16 protein-coding genes and 1 pseudogene are annotated in these 18,209 nt (G+C 46.0%); 6 read left to right on the plus strand and 11 right to left on the minus strand.

What is annotated here, in order from left to right:
* Positions 1-57: 57 nt before the first annotated feature.
* Together yfbR and ATB78_RS19330 are read left to right on the plus strand one after the other, a co-directional pair.
* Positions 58-642 carry a 5'-deoxynucleotidase gene (gene yfbR / locus ATB78_RS19325; RefSeq protein ID WP_061009948.1) on the plus strand — a complete coding sequence of 195 codons (585 nt, stop codon included), beginning with the start codon at positions 58-60 and terminating at the stop codon, positions 640-642.
* 3 nt (positions 643-645) lie between these two features.
* Entirely contained in the window at positions 646-1,980 is a 1,335-nt protein-coding gene (locus ATB78_RS19330; protein WP_179947010.1) for an anti-phage deoxyguanosine triphosphatase, read from the plus strand.
* A 20-nt stretch (positions 1,981-2,000) separates the two neighbouring features.
* Here ATB78_RS19330 and ATB78_RS19335 read toward each other — a convergent pair whose 3' ends face one another.
* Entirely contained in the window at positions 2,001-2,618 is a 618-nt protein-coding gene (locus tag ATB78_RS19335; protein WP_061009952.1) for a DTW domain-containing protein, read from the minus strand.
* 3 nt (positions 2,619-2,621) lie between these two features.
* Between ATB78_RS19335 and rrtA the strand changes: the two genes are divergently transcribed.
* Positions 2,622-3,173 (plus strand): rhombosortase, encoded by a 552-nt coding sequence (gene rrtA, locus ATB78_RS19340; RefSeq protein ID WP_020196003.1) that lies wholly within the window; start codon positions 2,622-2,624, stop codon positions 3,171-3,173.
* 122 nt (positions 3,174-3,295) lie between these two features.
* Here the strand turns inward: rrtA and ATB78_RS19345 are convergent, their stop codons facing one another.
* The 8 genes and pseudogenes from ATB78_RS19345 to ATB78_RS30315 all read right to left on the minus strand — a co-directional run bounded on the left by ATB78_RS19345 (position 3,296) and on the right by ATB78_RS30315 (position 12,637).
* Positions 3,296-3,595 (minus strand): helix-hairpin-helix domain-containing protein, encoded by a 300-nt coding sequence (locus tag ATB78_RS19345; protein ID WP_020196004.1) that lies wholly within the window; start codon positions 3,593-3,595, stop codon positions 3,296-3,298.
* Positions 3,596-3,741: 146 nt separating this feature from the next.
* The gene (gene ppiD, locus ATB78_RS19350; RefSeq protein ID WP_061009954.1) at positions 3,742-5,601 is read right to left on the minus strand and encodes a peptidylprolyl isomerase; all 1,860 of its coding nucleotides are present in this window, start codon (positions 5,599-5,601) and stop codon (positions 3,742-3,744) included.
* Between the two features lie 214 nt (positions 5,602-5,815).
* Positions 5,816-6,088: an HU family DNA-binding protein gene (locus tag ATB78_RS19355; RefSeq protein WP_005430934.1), complete on the minus strand. Its 273-nt coding sequence runs from the start codon at positions 6,086-6,088 to the stop codon at positions 5,816-5,818.
* A gap of 191 nt (positions 6,089-6,279) precedes the next feature.
* Positions 6,280-8,631 carry an endopeptidase La gene (gene lon, locus ATB78_RS19360; RefSeq protein ID WP_005437599.1) on the minus strand — a complete coding sequence of 784 codons (2,352 nt, stop codon included), beginning with the start codon at positions 8,629-8,631 and terminating at the stop codon, positions 6,280-6,282.
* A 130-nt stretch (positions 8,632-8,761) separates the two neighbouring features.
* Positions 8,762-10,042, minus strand: a complete 1,281-nt coding sequence (clpX, locus tag ATB78_RS19365; protein ID WP_005430932.1) for an ATP-dependent protease ATP-binding subunit ClpX — start codon at positions 10,040-10,042, stop codon at positions 8,762-8,764.
* A gap of 71 nt (positions 10,043-10,113) precedes the next feature.
* Positions 10,114-10,740 carry an ATP-dependent Clp endopeptidase proteolytic subunit ClpP gene (gene clpP / locus ATB78_RS19370; RefSeq protein WP_005430931.1) on the minus strand — a complete coding sequence of 209 codons (627 nt, stop codon included), beginning with the start codon at positions 10,738-10,740 and terminating at the stop codon, positions 10,114-10,116.
* Positions 10,741-10,845: 105 nt separating this feature from the next.
* Complete coding sequence (gene tig, locus ATB78_RS19375; protein ID WP_061009957.1) at positions 10,846-12,150, minus strand: trigger factor; 1,305 nt, start codon at positions 12,148-12,150, stop codon at positions 10,846-10,848.
* Positions 12,151-12,424: 274 nt separating this feature from the next.
* Positions 12,425-12,637: pseudogene (locus ATB78_RS30315) on the minus strand (hypothetical protein).
* A 41-nt stretch (positions 12,638-12,678) separates the two neighbouring features.
* Here ATB78_RS30315 and ATB78_RS19380 point away from each other — a divergent pair.
* From ATB78_RS19380 to ATB78_RS30135, 3 genes are all read left to right on the plus strand, one after another.
* Complete coding sequence (locus ATB78_RS19380) at positions 12,679-14,484, plus strand: ATP-binding protein (protein ID WP_061009959.1); 1,806 nt, start codon at positions 12,679-12,681, stop codon at positions 14,482-14,484.
* Between the two features lie 4 nt (positions 14,485-14,488).
* Positions 14,489-15,826: a sigma-54 dependent transcriptional regulator gene (locus ATB78_RS19385; protein ID WP_061009961.1), complete on the plus strand. Its 1,338-nt coding sequence runs from the start codon at positions 14,489-14,491 to the stop codon at positions 15,824-15,826.
* Between the two features lie 77 nt (positions 15,827-15,903).
* Positions 15,904-16,086: a hypothetical protein gene (locus ATB78_RS30135; protein ID WP_020196008.1), complete on the plus strand. Its 183-nt coding sequence runs from the start codon at positions 15,904-15,906 to the stop codon at positions 16,084-16,086.
* Positions 16,087-16,143: 57 nt separating this feature from the next.
* On the opposite strand, the gene ATB78_RS19395 is transcribed toward ATB78_RS30135, so the two are convergent.
* The gene (locus ATB78_RS19395) at positions 16,144-17,505 is read right to left on the minus strand and encodes a TRAP transporter large permease (RefSeq protein WP_005437607.1); all 1,362 of its coding nucleotides are present in this window, start codon (positions 17,503-17,505) and stop codon (positions 16,144-16,146) included.
* Positions 17,506-17,508: 3 nt separating this feature from the next.
* On the minus strand, positions 17,509-18,180 hold the full coding sequence (locus tag ATB78_RS19400; protein WP_039841497.1) for a TRAP transporter small permease: 672 nt from the start codon (positions 18,178-18,180) through the stop codon (positions 17,509-17,511).
* Between the last annotated feature and the right edge of the window lie 29 nt (positions 18,181-18,209).

Below are 18,209 nucleotides of genomic sequence, written 5' to 3' on the forward strand. Positions count from 1 at the left end.
TAGAGGAGCTCCTAGTGAGCTCCTTTTTTTGTATCAGAATCAAAATTGGAGACAGCAATGAAAGAAAGCCATTTTTTCGCCCACTTGGCGCGAATGAAGCTAATCCAACGCTGGCCCTTAATGCGCTCAGTATCACCAGAAAACGTTTCTGAACACAGCTTGCAAGTCGCGTTTGTTGCTCATGCCCTTGCCCTGTTCAAAAACAAAAAGTTTGGCGGTAAACTGAATCCCGAACGCATTGCTATTCTTGCGATGTACCATGACTCCAGTGAAGTATTAACGGGTGACCTTCCAACCCCAGTTAAGTATTACAACCCAGAAATTTCTAAAGAATATAAAAAGATAGAAGCCGCAGCCGAGCAAAAGCTACTATCCATGCTGCCAGAAGAATTCCAAGACGATTTTGCACCGTATCTGCTTTCGCACTCTGCACATGAAGAAGATGCCTTGATCGTTAAGCAAGCCGACTCCATCTGCGCGTACTTAAAATGTCTCGAAGAACTGAGCGCAGGTAACCACGAGTTTGCCTTGGCTAAAAAGCGCCTAGACATCACACTGCAAGAACGCAAAACACCAGAAATGGAATACTTCCTTCATACCTTTGCCCCAAGTTTTGAATTATCGCTGGATGAAATCAGTTAGTTGATGGAGAGAAAAGTGTCGTTTGAATTAGATGCCTTGTGGCAAGAACGCCATGATGATGAACATAAAATCCGCCGTGACGATCATCGTAGTCCTTACCAGCGAGATCGCGCTCGTATACTGCACTCTGCGGCATTTCGTCGCCTACAAGCGAAAACTCAAGTCCACGGCAACAGCTTAGAAGATTTCCACCGTACCCGTTTGACCCATTCCCTTGAAGCCGCACAACTGGGCACGGGCATTGTCGCTCAACTGAAAAAGAAGCAACCGGAATTCCGAGATTTGCTGCCTTCAGACAGTTTGATTGATTCGCTCTGTTTGGCGCACGATATCGGTCACCCACCCTATGGTCATGGTGGCGAAGTCGCGCTGAACTACATGATGCGTGAACATGGCGGCTTTGAAGGCAATGCCCAAACATTTCGCATTGTCACCAAGCTTGAGCCTTACACTGAACACTTTGGCATGAACTTGTCACGCCGCGCCTTACTCGGTTTGATTAAATACCCTGCTCTGCTCAGTCAAACAAGAGCGCTGTGTATGCCCGATCCTGTGGAGCATCAACGCAAACTGAAAGCCAAAGACTGGAGCCCGGCAAAAGGCTTGTATGACTGTGATAAAGACTTGTTTGATTGGGTAATTGCACCACTGACGGACAATGACAAAGCCCTGTTGAGTCAAATGCGCTGTCGTCCGGAGTCAGACCTAGAACACTGTAAAACCCGCTTTAAATCACTAGACTGCTCGATCATGGAACTTGCGGACGATATTGCTTACGGCGTGCATGATTTGGAAGATGCGATAGTGCTTGGCATGGTCACACGTCAGCAATGGCAAGAAGGCGCAGCCAGTCAATTAGCGGATTGTGGTGACCTGTGGTTTGAGGAGCATATTGGTTCTATCGGCCAAATGCTCTTTAGCGGTAAACACCATCAACGCAAAGATGCGATTGGTGGCATGGTGAATGCGCTGTTGACCAGTATTTCAATCAAAGTGATGGATGAACCGTTTAATAACCCGCTCTTAGCTTGGAATGCCTGTTTAGAGCCACACATGGCCAAAGCACTAGAAGTGCTCAAACACTTCGTGAGCCAATATGTGATTCAAGTGCATCAAGTACAGATCGTAGAGTACAAAGGCCAGCAGATCATCATGGATTTGTTTGAAGCTCTAAGTGCGGACCCTGAGCGTCTGCTGCCACCGCACACTCGCTCACTATGGCAAGAAGCAAGCTGCGAAAGTGCAAAGATGCGCGTGATTGCAGATTACATCTCAGCAATGACCGATGGCCACGCACAAAAGCTGCATCGACAGTTGTTCTCTTCAATAGTCATTTAGAGAAGTACTCTATCGCTTCGCTACTCGTCTTTCAGATAGTTCTTTTCAAATACGCCCGGAGGCATCTGGGCGATTTGAAATTCAATCATCTTCTCAAACGCCGTTAGCAAAGGCGTGAAATCTTTCCCAGACTCCAACAAGCTCAGTGCATGAAAGCCGGCTTCCACGGTAGATAAGCTGTTGTTCGATGGTGCCTTACGAATGGTGTAATGTCCTTGCAGATCCTCTGGCAGTTTAACCGTTGGGATGGCATGCAAGTTGGTCGAAAGTTGCCACATTTTGTAGGCTTTCTTCCAAGTACCATCTAGTAAAATCAAACGTATTTTCTTATCTGCCGTCTCACTAACCGTCGCCAACTCTGAAAGGCACAACGATTGTTCTGAAGGGTAAAGAATGAAATATTGGTAGGTGTCGTCCTCAAGCAACGCGTTCAACGCTGCATTGTCAGAAAAGTCTTCTCCAATCAGGCAAGTACAATGATTTAGGCTCAAATTGAGAATCCGTGCCGTACCAAGAGGACGATGTTCTTCACTCGTATGCTGAAGGATGATAAGTTCAACCTCGTTTGCTAGCGGTACAATCCATTGGCAAATACAAGCTTTGCGCGACTTTCCACACTGAGAACAATAACGAGACATAGAGTGAACCTTTATACATTGCTGAGCATCATCAGCGTTATCTGTTTAATACTGCAATTCGAACCAATGGCAAGCCTAACCGAATGGCACGCTTACAATATACGCCATGGCGAATGGTGGCGAATCGTAACAGGAAATCTGACGCATACCAACTTTGCTCACCTAGGGATGAATTTAGCGGGCTTATGGGTAATAGGATTCATCTTTCGCCCTTCGGTGCGTAACTTCTCTATCGTCTTTCTTGTTCTATGTACCTTCGTTGGTGCAATGAACTTATTCACCAATATGTCGGTTTACGTTGGACTGTCTGGAGTACTACACGGATTGTTTGGTTTCTGGGCTCTGGCAGAGGTTTTCGACGGTAGAAGAAGCAGTTTAGTACTGGTAGGCGGTTTAATTGCAAAAGTCGCTTGGGAGCAGTTCTACGGCCCTTCAACAAGCACGGCGGCAATGATTGGTGCTCGCGTCGCTGTTGATGCTCACCTATTTGGTGCTATCGGGGGTATGGGCATGGCTTGGCTAGAAAAACTAACGCATCGTCGTATATTCGGTTAATACGCTTCAATCTGAGTGAGCACAAACCTCGATAAAACAAAAAGTCCCGAACCAGAAAAACGCTTTGGTTCGGGAAAGCAGTAATAGGAAACAGAACTTCGCTTTTCAAATCAAAGCGTGAATCAAAGTAAGATACGATCTTGGTTCTTTTTCACCGTCGCTTCACCAATGCCTTTCACTTTGCTTAAGTCCGCTGCGGTTTTAAATGGGCCATGTTCATTTCGGTACTCAACAATGTCTTGCGCTTTTTTCGTCCCAATACCATTCAGTAGTGTCGCAATTTCTTCCGCGGAAGCCGTATTCACATTAACGGTGATTTCAATGCCTTCATACTTGGCCGCTTTTGTCGTTACCGACTTGCCTTCTTCCGCCCAACTCATTGGCGCCAATAGCAGCAAGCACAGTGTTAACATCCATTTCATTTGAGTGTTCTCCCCTAAATCGAATTATCAAAAACGAGGATCACTCTAGGAAAAGTGTTGCTGTCATAGAAGTTGGTTCAGACAAAAATAAAACGGGCCGCTAATGCGACCCGTTTTAGTTAACATGCAAATTACATCAGTAATGCTTAGTTGCTCACAACAAAGTATTCAATGTCAGTGTTTGCGCGCAGTACCGCGATTACTGAAGAAAGGTCTAGCTGAGAAGACGCACGTTGCATTTGTGTCGCCACTTGCTCTTCTAGAGCGCTGTCTAGCTCTGCGTGAACCGCGTCTAGCTCAACAACCACGATGTTACCTTCTAGGTCTTTAGATTGACCGTAAACAGGCTTACCATCGACTGGTTTCGCCATCGCAAATACTGTTGATGCTAGCGGAGAACGACGGTCTACAGACTCTTGCTCACCAAACGCTAGGTTGTTTTCAGCAAGAAAGTCTTTGTTACCTTCTTTCAGAGCCGCAACGACTTTAGTACCTAGTTCGATTGCGCCTTGCTCACCTTTAACGCGAGATAGCTCAGCAACCACTTGGTCTTTCACTTCGTCTAGAGGAAGTACAGTCTCATCACGAGCATCTTCAACGCGAACAACGATGATGTGCTCTGGTGCAACTTCGATTGCTTCAGAGTTTAGGCCATCTTCTTTCACTTCAGGGCTTAGAATCGCTTGCATTACCGCTTGGTTCTTCAGCACTTCTGGAGCATCAGCTTGAGAGATGAAGTCTGTTGTCTTCACTTTTTGGCCAACAGCTTTAGATGCGTCATCTAGAGAATCAGGGAACTCAAACGCCACTTTTTCAAGCTCGTTTTGTAGTTCGTAGAATTGATCAACCGCTTTCTGGTCAATCATCTCTTGTTTGATTTCAGCCGCAACTTCTGAGTAAGGCTTAGCAACCGCACCTTTTAGCTCTTCAAGCTTGATGATGTGGTAACCGAAGTCAGACTTCACTAGGCCAGTCATGTCACCTGGATTCTTAAGAGCAAATGCCGCTTCTTCGAATGCAGGGTCCATTACATCGCGCTCAATCCAACCTAGGTCGCCGCCGTTTTCTGCGCTACCAAAGTCGTCTGATTTTTCCTTCGCTACTGTTGCGAAGTCAGCGCCTGCGTTTAGCTCGTCAAGAATCGCTTGTGCTTTCGCTTCGTCATCACCCTCAACAAGGATGTGCGCTACGCGACGTTGCTCTTCTGTAGAGTACTTGTCTAGGTGCTCGTCGTAGTATTTCTTAACGTCTTCGTCAGAAACTTGAACTTGCTTCTTAAGCTCTTCAGCTGAGAGCTCAATGTAAGCAACTTTAACTTGCTCAGGACGAGTGAACATGTCTGGGTTTGCTTTGTAGTAGTCTTGAATTTCTTCATCAGTCAAATCTACTTTCTTAGCAAACTCATTCAAATCGATAGTAATTGTGCGAACGTCACGAGTTTGAGTGAACAGTTTACCTTCTGCCTGAACTTCACCAGGTAGTGTGAATTCACTCGTTTGAAGTGCGTTCAATAGTTGCTCACGAACCAATTCACGGCGCATGTACTCTGCAAATGAGTCTGGAGAGAAACCAGCACGACGCAGAGACGCTTGGTAAATGTCTTGATCAAATTGACCGTTAGATTGGAACTGAGGCATGTCTAGAATCATGCTACGTACTTGTGCATCGCTAATGCGTAGACCAAGTGCTTCTGCTTGTTGGTCAAGCAGCACGTCGTTGATCATGCGATCTAGAACAGATTTGCGGAAAGATTCAACGTATGCAGGGTCAGCCAGCATTTGAGAGAAGTAATCACCCAATTGAGCTTGCATGCGGTTGCGCTCATTTTGGTATGCCATCTCGAACTCACCACGAGCAATCTCGGTGTTACCTACTTTCGCTGCTGAGTTGTTGTTACCACCAACGATGTAGCTACCTACACCTGCAAATACGAAAGATAGGATGATAAGTCCAAGGATAATTTTGACCGCGATGCTGTTCACGCCTTCGCGTAGTCGATCCATCATAATTTAACTGCTCTCCACAATTGAAGCCGACTGCTTCTAATAGAAAATGTAATGTCGCGATAATATCAGAAAAAGAAATGCGCATCAGTAGGATGCGCATAATTTAAAAAAGTTCGGCTCTTAGTTTGTAAATTTTTGTTCAAATTTGACTATTTGAGCAAAAGTTATGCAATGGCCGTCAGCAGAACTAGCTTTGTGTCAGTGACACAAAGAATTAGTTACAAGCGTCTTTTAGAGCTTTACCAGCTTTGAAAGAAGGTACTTTAGCTTCTGCGATTTGGATTTCTTCACCAGTTTTTGGGTTACGACCTGTGCGTGCTGCACGAGTACGTACGCTGAACGTACCGAAGCCAACAAGAGCAACTTGATCACCAGACTGAAGCGTACCACTTACTGCTTCGATGAATGCGTCTAGAGCGCGACCAGCTGATGCTTTAGAGATGTCTGCGTTTTCTGCGATTTGTTCTACTAGTTGAGTTTTATTCACTGTGATTTCCCCTTTGTGTCATCTGTGATTATTTTTGTGATGACGTTCGTTCCATAATTAAGAAAATATGCTCCACCCCTTATTCTTCAAGGGCTGGAAGCTATCGAACTTAACTTAGCGTCCAAAAAAAACGCTGACAAGCCTTTTTAGGCCTATCAGCGTAAAGTTTTACTTATTTTTGCTGCACATCACTATTTTTGAGACTCAAACTCAACGCCTGTCGGGTCTCGCTCTAGTGCAACTTTAAGAACTTCGTCGATCCACTGTACTGGGATAACCTGCAGATCCGCGATAACATTTTCTGGAATCTCTTCCAAATCGCGCTCATTGTCCTTCGGAATCAGTACAGTTTTGATGCCACCACGGTGTGCCGCAAGTAACTTCTCTTTTAGACCACCGATAGGTAGAACTTCACCACGTAGCGTAATCTCACCTGTCATGCCCACTTCTGCTTTTACAGGGTTACCTGTCAAGCTAGAAACCAGTGCTGTACACATTGCGATACCCGCACTTGGGCCGTCTTTTGGTGTAGCACCTTCCGGTACGTGTACGTGGATATCACGTTTCTCGTAGAAGTCTGAGTTGATACCCAGTTTCTCGGCACGTGAACGAACAACCGTCATTGCTGCTTGGATAGACTCTTTCATAACATCGCCAAGAGAACCGGTTTGCGTTAGCTTACCTTTACCCGGCATAGCTTCCGTTTCGATCGTAAGAAGGTCACCGCCCACTTGTGTCCAAGCTAGACCAGTTACTTGACCGATACGGTTGCTGTCATCCGCTTTACCGAAATCATGACGTTGAACACCTAAGTATTCTTTTAGGTTTTCCATCGTAACTGTCACTGACTTCAAGCTCGTATCCAGCAGGATGTTTTTCACTGCTTTACGACAGATCTTAGAAATCTCGCGCTCTAGGCTACGTACACCCGCTTCACGCGTGTAGTAACGAATGATACCGATGATTGCAGAATCTTCGATGGTAATTTCGTTTGGTTTCAGACCATTACGCTTAACTTGTTTATCAACAAGGTGACGTTTTGCGATGTTTAGTTTCTCGTCTTCTGTGTAACCAGACAGACGAATCACTTCCATACGGTCTAGTAGAGGACCTGGAATATCCATCGAGTTAGACGTCGCAACGAACATTACGTCAGATAGGTCGTAATCGACCTCTAGGTAATGGTCGTTAAACGCGTTGTTTTGTTCTGGGTCTAGAACTTCAAGCAGTGCTGAAGACGGATCGCCACGCATGTCTGAAGACATCTTGTCGATTTCATCCAGAAGGAACAATGGGTTTTTCACGCCTACTTTCGACATCTTCTGAATAAGTTTGCCTGGTAGCGAACCAATGTATGTACGACGGTGACCGCGGATTTCAGCTTCATCACGTACACCACCTAGTGCCATACGCGTGTACTTACGACCCGTTGCCGCTGCAATAGAACGACCTAGCGATGTTTTACCAACACCAGGAGGACCAACAAGACAAAGGATTGGACCTTTCAGTTTGTTGATACGGTTTTGTACCGCTAAGTACTCAAGAATACGTTCTTTAACGCGTTCTAGGCCGTAGTGGTCTTCGTTCAGAATCTCTTCCGCTTTCGCAAGGTTCTTCTTCACTTTAGAACGCTTGTTCCAAGGCACGCTCACCATCCAATCGATGTAGCTGCGTACCACTGTCGCTTCTGCAGACATTGGAGACATCATCTTAAGCTTTTGCAGCTCTTGTTCTGTCTTTTCACGCGCATCCTGAGGCATTTTAGATTCTTCAATCTTTTGCTTCAGTGTCTCGAACTCGTCAGGAGCATCTTCCATCTCGCCAAGTTCTTTCTGAATCGCTTTCATTTGCTCATTCAGGTAGTACTCGCGCTGAGATTTTTCCATCTGCTTCTTAACACGACCGCGGATGCGTTTCTCAACTTGAAGAAGATCGATCTCTGATTCCATCTGGCCCATTAGGAACTCTAGACGCTCAGTTACATCGATGATTTCAAGTACTTGTTGTTTGTCTACAAGCTTAAGAGGCATGTGCGCTGCAATGGTATCTGCTAGGCGCGCCGCTTCGTCAATACCGCTTAGCGAAGTGAGCACTTCTGGCGGGATCTTTTTGTTTAGCTTGATGAAGCCTTCAAATTGGTTGATAGCGCTGCGAACAATCACTTCTTGCTCACGCTCTTCAAGTTCAGGCGTTACCACAAACTCTGCCTCAGCAAGGAAGAATTCGCTTTCTTTAAAGTGGTTGATCTTCGCGCGTTGCTGACCTTCAACCAGCACTTTAACCGTGCCGTCAGGTAGCTTAAGAAGTTGGAGGATGGTTGCAACCGTACCTACTTCAAATAGGTCGTCAACCGTCGGCTCATCAGTGTCCGCTTGCTTTTGTGCCACAAGCAGAACTTGTTTGTTTGTTTCCATCGCTGTTTCTAGACAGCTAATCGATTTTTCACGACCAACAAACAATGGAATAACCATGTGTGGGTAGACCACTACGTCACGTAGAGGTAATACCGGGATCTCGATACGCTCGGAACGTTCCAAGTTCATATAATTCTCTCTTCCGCTTTCACGTTTAACGTATTACTTAAGGCAGTATATGGGGTCTAATTATTTGGATTCAATAAGAGAAATAAAAAAAGGAGGTAATTACTTACCTCCTTTCTATTCATGGCTGAATTTATTCTGCTCCAGCGGCCTGATTGTCGGCGTTGCTGTAAATGAGCAATGGTTCTGATTCACCGTTAATCACTGATTCATCAATCACGACTTTACTTACGTCCGTCGCTGATGGCAGTTCATACATGGTTTCTAGCAGAACGCTTTCTAAGATTGAGCGTAGACCACGAGCACCCGTTTTACGCTCCATTGCTTTCTTAGCGATAGCACGTAGCGCGTCTTCACGGAACTCAAGTTCAGCGTCTTCTAGTTCGAACAATGCTGCGTATTGCTTGGTCAGTGCGTTCTTCGGTTCACATAGGATCTGAATTAGCGCTTCTTCATCAAGCTCTGTCAGTGTTGTTGTTACTGGTAGACGACCGATAAACTCAGGGATCAAGCCGTATTTCACTAGATCTTCAGGCTCTACCTGAGTAAATAGTTCACCGACTGTTTTGGTTTCGTTCTTAGAGCGCACTTCTGCGCCAAAACCAATACCTGTGCCTGTCGCTACACGCTGTTCAATCACTTTATCTAGGCCAGCAAATGCACCACCACAGATGAACAGGATCTTAGACGTGTCCACTTGTAGGAATTCTTGCTGTGGATGCTTACGACCACCTTGTGGTGGAACCGATGCAACCGTACCTTCGATAAGTTTTAGTAGCGCCTGCTGAACACCTTCACCAGATACGTCACGCGTAATAGATGGGTTTTCAGCTTTACGAGAAATCTTGTCAATTTCGTCAATGTATACAATGCCGCGTTCAGCCTTCGCTACATCGTAATCACATTTTTGCAGAAGCTTCTGGATGATGTTTTCAACGTCTTCACCTACGTAACCAGCTTCGGTTAGTGTGGTAGCGTCGGCCATTGTAAATGGCACATCCAAGAATCGAGCTAGCGTCTCAGCAAGCAGAGTTTTACCACTACCCGTTGGACCAATTAGAAGGATGTTACTCTTACCAAGCTCCACACCTTCGCTCGTTGTATCACCATTGCGTAAACGCTTGTAGTGGTTATATACCGCAACTGCGAGCACTTTTTTCGCGTAATCTTGTCCGATCACATAGTCATCAAGGTGTTCACGGATCTGTTTTGGCGTTGGTAACGCTTCAGATTCTTTCTTAGGGAGAACATCCTTGATTTCTTCGCGAATGATATCGTTACATAAGTCGACACACTCGTCGCAAATGTAAACTGACGGACCTGCGATTAGCTTGCGAACTTCGTGCTGACTTTTGCCACAGAAAGAGCAGTACAGCAATTTGCCGCTGCCGCTTTCTTTGCTTTTATCTGTCATTCGCTAACCTCTTAGCCTTTACTCTTTATGAATGAGTGTATATCAAATTTAGCCAAAATGCGCTGGCTAAATTACTCGCCGCGGTGGCTCAACACTGCATCCACAATACCGTATTCTACAGCCTGATCTGCCGACATGAAGTTATCACGATCAGTATCGCGTTCAATCACTTCAAGAGGCTGGCCTGTATGCTCTGCCAATAGGTTGTTTAGCTTCTGCTTGATGGTCAGGATTTCCTGAGCATGGATTTGGATATCAGAAGCTTGACCTTGGAAGCCACCAAGTGGTTGGTGGATCATCACACGTGAGTTAGGCAGAACGTAACGCTTACCCGGCGCACCACCTGCAAGCAGGAACGCACCCATTGAGCAAGCTTGACCCATACATACTGTGCTCACATTTGGCTTGATGAACTGCATGGTGTCGTAAATAGACATACCTGCTGTTACGCTGCCGCCTGGTGAGTTGATGTATAGGAAAATATCTTTATCTGGATTTTCAGATTCTAGGAAAAGTAGCTGAGCCACGACAAGGTTTGCCATGTGGTCTTCCACTTGACCGGTTAAAAAGATCACGCGCTCTTTAAGCAAGCGTGAGTAAATGTCGTAAGAGCGTTCGCCGCGGGAAGTTTGTTCAACCACCATTGGCACTAGCGCGTCAATAATTGGCGACATTGCATTTTTTTCTTGGTAGCTCATATTCTTATGTCCCTAAAATAAATGGCCCGGATGATGTGTATCATACGGACCATTGTTAGCAGAATAGTCGACGTTAAGTCAACCTTCTACGCAAGATATTGCTTATTAAGCAGCAGGTTGTTGGTTAAGTAGCTCGTTGAAGCTTACTTCTTTCTCAGTAACCTGTGCTTTAGCGATGATCGCGTCGATTGCTTGCTCTTCTAGAGCAACGTTACGCATGTTGTTCATCATTTGCTCGTTTTGCTCGTAGTAAGCAATAACTTCTGATGGATCTTCGTAAGCTGTTGCCATCTCTTCGATTAGCGCTTTAACTTTCTCGTCGTCAGCTTTTAGCTCTTCAGACTTGATTACTTCACCTAGAAGAAGACCAACTACAACGCGACGTTTAGCTTGCTCTTCGAACAGTTCACGTGGAAGCTGTGCAGCTGCTTCTGGGTTGCCACCGAAGCGTTGAGAAGCTTGTTGACGAAGAACTTGGATTTCTTGGTCGATAAGTGCAGCTGGTACGTCGATTTCGTTTTGCTCAACTAGACCGTCGATAGCTTGCTCTTTGATGCGGTTCTTAACAGCTTGCTTAAGTTCGCGCTCCATGTTCTTACGAACTTCAGCTTTAAGTGCTTCAACGCCACCTTCAGCAACACCGAACTTAGAAACGAATTCGTCGTTTAGTTCTGGTAGTTCACGAGCTTCAACTTTGTTCATTTTGATTGCGAACTTAGCTGCTTTACCTTTTAGGTTTTCAGCGTGGTAATCTTCTGGGAAGTTTACGTCGATTTCGAATTCCATACCTTTAGTTTTACCTTCGATACCGTCTTCGAAACCTGGGATCATGCGACCAGCGCCCATTTCTAGTGGGAAGTTCTCAGCTTTACCGCCTTCGAACTCTTCACCGTCGATAGAACCAACGAAGTCGATGCTTACGCGCTTACCAGCTTCTGCAGCTTCTTCAACTTCTGCCCAAGTAGCTTGTTGCTTACGTAGAGTTTCGATCATCTCTTCTACGTCTGCATCGTTAACTTCTGTTGTTGGTTTTTCAACAGTGATGCTGTCTAGGCCTTTTAGTTCAACTTCTGGGTAAACTTCGAAAGTTGCAGTGAATACTAGATCTGCGCCTTCGTTGTTTTCAACTGGAGCGAAAGTTGGTGCGCCAGCTGGGTTGATTTTCTCTTTTACGATCGCTTCGATGAAGTGACGTTGCATAACTTCACCAAGAACGTCTTGACGTACTGCTTTGCCGTACATCTTAGCAACCATTTTTAGAGGCACTTTACCCTTACGGAAACCATCGAAACGACGGTTTTTAGCGATGTTGCGTAGTTCAGCTGTTACAGCGTCTTCGATGTTTGCAGCTGGAACAGTAATGTTTAGACGGCGCTCTAGGCCTTCTAGCGTTTCAACAGTAACTTGCATTATATATAAACCTCTAAAGTGGCCCGGTCTTCCCGAGCGTATGAGCGAGACTCTGTGAGTTCACGCTTCATCCTTGTGTAGTGTCCTGTCCGAACACCTAATTTAAAATCGAGTATCGATGCTGAATCTCAACACCGGACTAATCAGTGATATCTTCGGCGTCATCACCAAAGGTATCTCCTATTAGCCTCAGGACAGAATTTTTAGACGCGACATTCTAGCGATCTGTCGCAACCCTGTCGAGCCAATAGCCACTATGTGGACATTGTCTGCGCTAAATTCTCGAATACCGACTCAAAAAATAGCGAAAAATGCGATTTGAATGCCGCTTCAACGCTGCCAGCATATCTAGAATGGGGACAATAGCGACTTTTTCAAGAGAATCGACAGCTTTTTTTATTGAAAAGCCTAAAAAGAGATCTTGCTCTTGTTTTACTCCACAGAGTTGGAAACTAAATCCCTATTCATTCCTACAAACCATTAACATTTTCTTATGTGGTAAAAGGGAAGGTAGCAAGGAGCGTAAGGATGTCGCAAAGAAACCGTATTCTACTGATTTTTTTCGCCTTCTATTTCCTTTGCGCGTTCGCCGGCGGACATTGGGTTTGGAATGCCAGCTACCAGTCCTTGCTCGATAAACACCAATCCCAATTGGAACGTTTTTCTAGCCACATTCAAAACAAGTTAGACAAGTACGCCCACATCCCTCACCTACTTTCAAAAGACGAACCTTTGGTTGAAGCGCTGCTCAATCCGAACAACAGTGCACAGCTAGAAATCACTAATCGGTACTTAGAGTCCGTCAATGATGTTATTGCTGCAGCGGACACTTATTTGATCGACAAATGGGGCACAACGATCGCAGCAAGTAACTGGCGTAAAGAGCGTTCGTTTATTGGCCGCAACTTCGCTTTCCGCCCTTACTTCAAACAGGCGATTATTGGTCAGCGAGCGGAATACTATGCACTGGGTTCTACCTCAGGAAAGCGAGGCTATTACTATTCCTATCCTCTTGTGTATGCGGGAGGCGTTTTAGGCGTCGTTGTAGTCAAAATGGATTTGAGCAAGATAGAAGACAATTGGCAGCAGCCGAAAAGCATCTTTGTCGCGAGTGACCCAAACGGCATTATTTTTATGAGCAGTCGTAGTGATTGGCTTTTCAAAAGCTTACAGCCACTCGACGAACCAAAAGCTGCTGAAGTTTGGGCCAGTCGCCAGTATTTAGATACCACGATTGAATCTCTAGGTTTTGTTGGCGACATGGAGTTAACCCACACAGAGGCGAAGCAAGGCTACCCATACAACAAAGGTACCTTGGTGATCTCTTCTCTTCCTTTGAAAGATCTCAAACTCACGATTCGAGTATTGTCTCCAAAGCAGTCCGTGGTTTGGATAACGATGGGCTATTTGCTCGTCTTGACGCTTGTCTTCACTGTGTTGTTTTTGGTTGGTCAACTTGTCTATCACCGCCAACAGCGTCACCTTCAACTTGAACGGATTCAACAAGAAGCCAATCAAAAGCTGGAATATCAAGTGATGGCTCGAACGGCCGAGTTACAAGCAGAGATTGCTCAACGGATTGAAACGGAACAAACCCTTCGCCTAACTCAAGATGAATTGGTGCAAGCAGCGAAATTGGCGGTGTTGGGGCAAATGTCAGCCAGCATCAGCCATGAGCTCAACAACCCGTTAGCAGCTATTCGCAGTTTTGCTGAGAACGGCAAATTGTTCCTAGAAAAAGGAAAGTTCGAACGTGTCGAGGACAACCTCACTCGCATCTCTGCCCTTACCGACCGGATGGCGAACATCAGTCAGCAGTTGCGCTCATTCGCCAAGAAAACCAGTGGCAATGAATTGGTACACACTCATCTTTTACCGGTTATCGCTTCAGTAAAAGAATTGATGAAGCCAGCGCTAAAATCAGCTCGCGTAACCTTGGAAACGAATTTGCTAGAGCAGGATGTAGAAGTGCAGATCAATACCATCCAGTTAGAACAAGTGTTAGTAAACTTGCTCACCAATGCGATAGAGGCGCTTAAGGAGCATGACGACAAGCAAGTTATGCTATCCGTAGAGCAAGACAGCGAGGCCAAACTCGTCTGGATTCATGTGGATGACAACGGCACAGGACTTGGCGATTTTACACTTTCAGAACTGTGTGAACCTTTCCTCACCAACAAACAAAACGGCTTGGGGTTGGGGCTTTCTATCTCACAACAAATCTTAGCCGGAATGAACGGCAAATTAAGCGCTCAGAATCGAGAACAAGGCGGTGCTCGATTCTCACTCTGCTTACCTATTGTTTCACCAATCGCCGCACAACCAGAAGGATGAGACCATGTGTCAGGTGTTTTTTATTGACGACGAAGCCGATCTCAGACTCGCCATCGAGCAAACCTTTGAACTGGCGGACATCGATGCCAAGTTTTTCCCGGATGCAGAATCGGCTTTAATTGCCATGCAGCAAGGCGAAGAAGTTGGCGTCGTGGTCACCGATATCTGTTTGCCGGGCATTTCTGGTATGGATTTGCTGACCACACTCACTCAGCGCGATTCACACCTACCCGTCATCATGATCACCGGACATGGTGATATTTCTATGGCAGTGCAAGCCCTCCATCAAGGCGCTTACGACTTTATTGAGAAACCTTTTGCGCCAGAACATTTGGTAGAAACCGTTAAGCGGGCAATCGAGAAGCGCAAACTCACCAATGAAAATGAAAAACTGCGCCAGTCACTCAAAGCCAGTAAAACCCTTGGTCCGCGAATCATTGGCGAAACCGCGAGTATACAAATGCTGCGTGAAACTATCACTCACATTGCCGATACCGATGCGGATATCTTGCTGTTTGGAGAAACTGGCACAGGTAAAGAGCTGATTGCCCGTTCATTGCATGAGCAAAGCGCTCGTCGCAACCATAACTTTGTCGCCGTAAACTGCGGCGCCGTGCCGGAAAACCTGATTGAGAGCGAGTTGTACGGGCACGAGAAAGGTGCGTTTACTGGAGCAGAAAGTCGCCGAATTGGTAAGTTTGAATTTGCTCAGGGCGGCACACTGTTTTTGGATGAAATTGAATCGATGCCGATTCAGGCACAAATCCGCTTGCTACGGGTGCTTCAAGAAAGAGTGATTGAGCGTGTTGGCTCCAACGAATTGCTGCCGTTGGATATTCGCGTCATTGCCGCAACCAAGGTCGACTTAAAACAAGCCGCAGAGGAAGGTGCATTTCGTCAGGATCTCTATTATCGCCTTAATGTGGTCACGCTCGATCTACCACCAATGCGCCAGCGTAAAGAGGATATTCCTGCGCTGTTCCATCACTTTTTATTGGTTGCCGCGTCTCGTTACGGCAAAACCTCTCCTAGCCTCTCCTCACAAGATTTGGCTCAATTAATGGCGCATGATTGGCCGGGTAATGTGCGCGAACTACGAAATGCGGCTGAACGGTTTGTCCTACTAGGTAAATTAATCCAATTGGGAGATACCGCCTCGACCTCACCATCTTCATCTAGCCTTGCTGAACAAGTGGCAGAATTTGAAAAAGCCGCGATAGAAAGCGCATTACTAGAGAACAGCGGCAGTATCAAACAAACCATGGAACAATTGAACGTGCCTCGAAAAACCCTGTACGACAAAATGCAACGCTATCAGATAGATAAGGATCTATATAAATAAAACGCCGTTTACGGTTTGTCGTTATATCCAACTTGAATCATACTTTTTGTAACAACGGATTGATGGTTCATACGGATATGACAGAGAAAATTAGAATCCCAGTTATCACCGATACCGTGATGATCGATGGGCATTATCAAGAAGAGAGGCGTTCGGGAGAAGACCGGCGTAAGAACAAAAAGAAGTGGCATGGTTACGAGCGTAGAGTAAAGCCTGACCCGCGCAGACCTACCTACAAATCAATAGACGAAGAGGTGTGAATAGTCACACCTCTTTTTGTTTTCATCGACAGTAAATTAGATTTACTTGCTATTTCACTACTTGGTGATGATTTCTGGTCCCATCAATGTCGTTGGTAACCAAGTGGATACCCAAGGCACGTACGTTACGATAATGAGGAAGAGGAACATCACCGCCACCCATGGCAGTGCCGCTTTCACCACATTCATCATCGACATCTTCGCTACCCCTGCGGTCACAAACAAGTTGAGTCCTACAGGTGGCGTTATCATGCCTATCTCCATGTTCACCACCATCATGATGCCAAGGTGGATCGGATCAATACCCAGTGCAATCGCGATTGGGAACACCAACGGCGCGACGATAATGAGCAAGCCAGACGGTTCCATGAACTGACCGCCAATCAGCAGCAACACGTTAACCACTATTAAGAAGGTAATCGGCCCAAGACCCGCTGACAGCATAGATTCGGTGATCATTTGCGGGATGCGTTCTTCGGTAAGCACGTGCTTAAGAATCAAGGCATTAGCAATGATGAACAACAGCATGATGGTCAGTTTGCCTGCTTCATAAAGCGTATGCTTGGTATCTTTATGAACAAAAGTTTGGAAGATCTTAACCAATGCAGGCTTGGTATTCTGCTTGTCGGCAAATGGCCCCATGTCTTTGTAGACAAAGTTAGCAATGAAGAATGAATACACCGCAGCCACCGCAGCAGCTTCTGTCGGCGTAAAGATACCACCGTAGATACCACCAAGGATGATCACCACCAGCAATAAACCCCAGCTTGCGTCTTTGGCGGCATCGAACGTTTCTTTCCAGCCGACGAAAGGTTGTTTTGGCAGGTTCTTGATTCTCGCGGCAATGTAAATCGCAATCATCAACATCACACCCGCCAGCAAGCCCGGAATGACGCCACCAAGGAACATGCGCCCAACCGACACGTCCGTTGCAGCGGCATACACCACCATCACGATCGAAGGTGGGATCAAAATGCCCAGCGTACCCGCATTACAGATAACACCCGCAGCAAACTCTTTCGAGTAACCATTCTTGATCATACCAGCGATAACGATGCTACCAATCGCCACTACGGTTGCAGGGGATGACCCCGATAGCGCAGCAAACATCATACATGCCACGACCGATGCCATAGCTAAACCGCCGCGGAACCAACCGACAATAGCAATTGCAAAGCGGATAATACGCTTAGCAACGCCACCGGTAGACATAAAGCTTGAGGCCAAAATAAAGAAGGGAATCGCTAACAAAGTGTAGTGGCCAGCAAACGCATTAAACAGTGTTTGGGCAACGGAAGCCAAAGACGCATCCGAGTGCATTAGTAAGAAAAGAATACTGGAAAGACCCAGCGAGACAGCAATTGGCACACCGATCAGCATGAAGCCAATCACCATCAAGAATAAAAACAAAATATCCATGATTTATTGCTCCTTGCGATCTGATGATGAAGAACCATTCGGAATCGCATCTGCGGCTTCACTGAGTTCTTCTTTTAACGCTTCTAACTCTTCCTCTGCTTCATGGCCTGCAATCAAGCGATCCAGTTTGCCTGTTGCGATCTGCCAAGTGATTTGCACAAAACGGAAAGTGAGTAGCGCCATACCAAGGGGCAAAGCAAAGTAAGGAATGAAGCGAGGCAGCTTCTCGTAGCGCTCACCTTCATTGAGCCAGTCGGCGAGAAACTGAAACATCTCTGGCATCGGAATATCGTCGGTCTCATACCACGCTCGCTCGGTAACAAACGGATACCAGTAGTTCCAGGAGCCAACTAAAAGCAGAATGGAAAACGCTAAGCAACCAGCGGCTGCGAGCAGTGCGAGGATTTTTCGTTTAGGCTCAGACACCATATTGATAATGACATCGACACCAATGTGAAAATGCTTCTTCACACCATAAGATGCACCAACCAACACCATCCATGCGAACATGAACACCGTCAGTTCCAGCGCCCAAAGAATATTGTCGTTGAAGACATAGCGAAAAATCACATTGGCAAACGTCAGCAACGTCATCGCGCCAAGAAAGAACGCAATTAACGTCTCTTCAATGGCGTCGGTGATTCGCCCTGCCTTGGCAAAAAAAGTCTGTTCCATAATTACATCACGTCATTATTGGGAGAAAA

The organism is Vibrio sp. CUB2, from assembly GCF_001557945.1.
Lineage (GTDB): Bacteria > Pseudomonadota > Gammaproteobacteria > Enterobacterales > Vibrionaceae > Vibrio > Vibrio owensii.

Bases quoted from the DNA above. Each gene is read 5' to 3' on its own strand.
- yfbR (WP_061009948.1), top strand. From the start codon at position 58: ATGAAAGAAAGCCATTTTTTCGCCCACTTGGCGCGAATGAAGCTAATC.
- ATB78_RS19330 (WP_179947010.1), top strand. From the start codon at position 646: ATGGAGAGAAAAGTGTCGTTTGAATTAGATGCCTTGTGGCAAGAACGC.
- ATB78_RS19335 (WP_061009952.1), bottom strand. From the start codon at position 2,618: ATGTCTCGTTATTGTTCTCAGTGTGGAAAGTCGCGCAAAGCTTGTATT.
- ATB78_RS19345 (WP_020196004.1), bottom strand. From the start codon at position 3,595: ATGAAATGGATGTTAACACTGTGCTTGCTGCTATTGGCGCCAATGAGT.
- ppiD (WP_061009954.1), bottom strand. From the start codon at position 5,601: ATGATGGATCGACTACGCGAAGGCGTGAACAGCATCGCGGTCAAAATT.
- lon (WP_005437599.1), bottom strand. From the start codon at position 8,631: ATGAACTTGGAACGTTCCGAGCGTATCGAGATCCCGGTATTACCTCTA.
- clpX (WP_005430932.1), bottom strand. From the start codon at position 10,042: ATGACAGATAAAAGCAAAGAAAGCGGCAGCGGCAAATTGCTGTACTGC.
- clpP (WP_005430931.1), bottom strand. From the start codon at position 10,740: ATGAGCTACCAAGAAAAAAATGCAATGTCGCCAATTATTGACGCGCTA.
- tig (WP_061009957.1), bottom strand. From the start codon at position 12,150: ATGCAAGTTACTGTTGAAACGCTAGAAGGCCTAGAGCGCCGTCTAAAC.
- ATB78_RS19380 (WP_061009959.1), top strand. From the start codon at position 12,679: ATGTCGCAAAGAAACCGTATTCTACTGATTTTTTTCGCCTTCTATTTC.
- ATB78_RS19385 (WP_061009961.1), top strand. From the start codon at position 14,489: ATGTGTCAGGTGTTTTTTATTGACGACGAAGCCGATCTCAGACTCGCC.
- ATB78_RS30135 (WP_020196008.1), top strand. From the start codon at position 15,904: ATGACAGAGAAAATTAGAATCCCAGTTATCACCGATACCGTGATGATC.
- ATB78_RS19395 (WP_005437607.1), bottom strand. From the start codon at position 17,505: ATGGATATTTTGTTTTTATTCTTGATGGTGATTGGCTTCATGCTGATC.
- ATB78_RS19400 (WP_039841497.1), bottom strand. From the start codon at position 18,180: ATGGAACAGACTTTTTTTGCCAAGGCAGGGCGAATCACCGACGCCATT.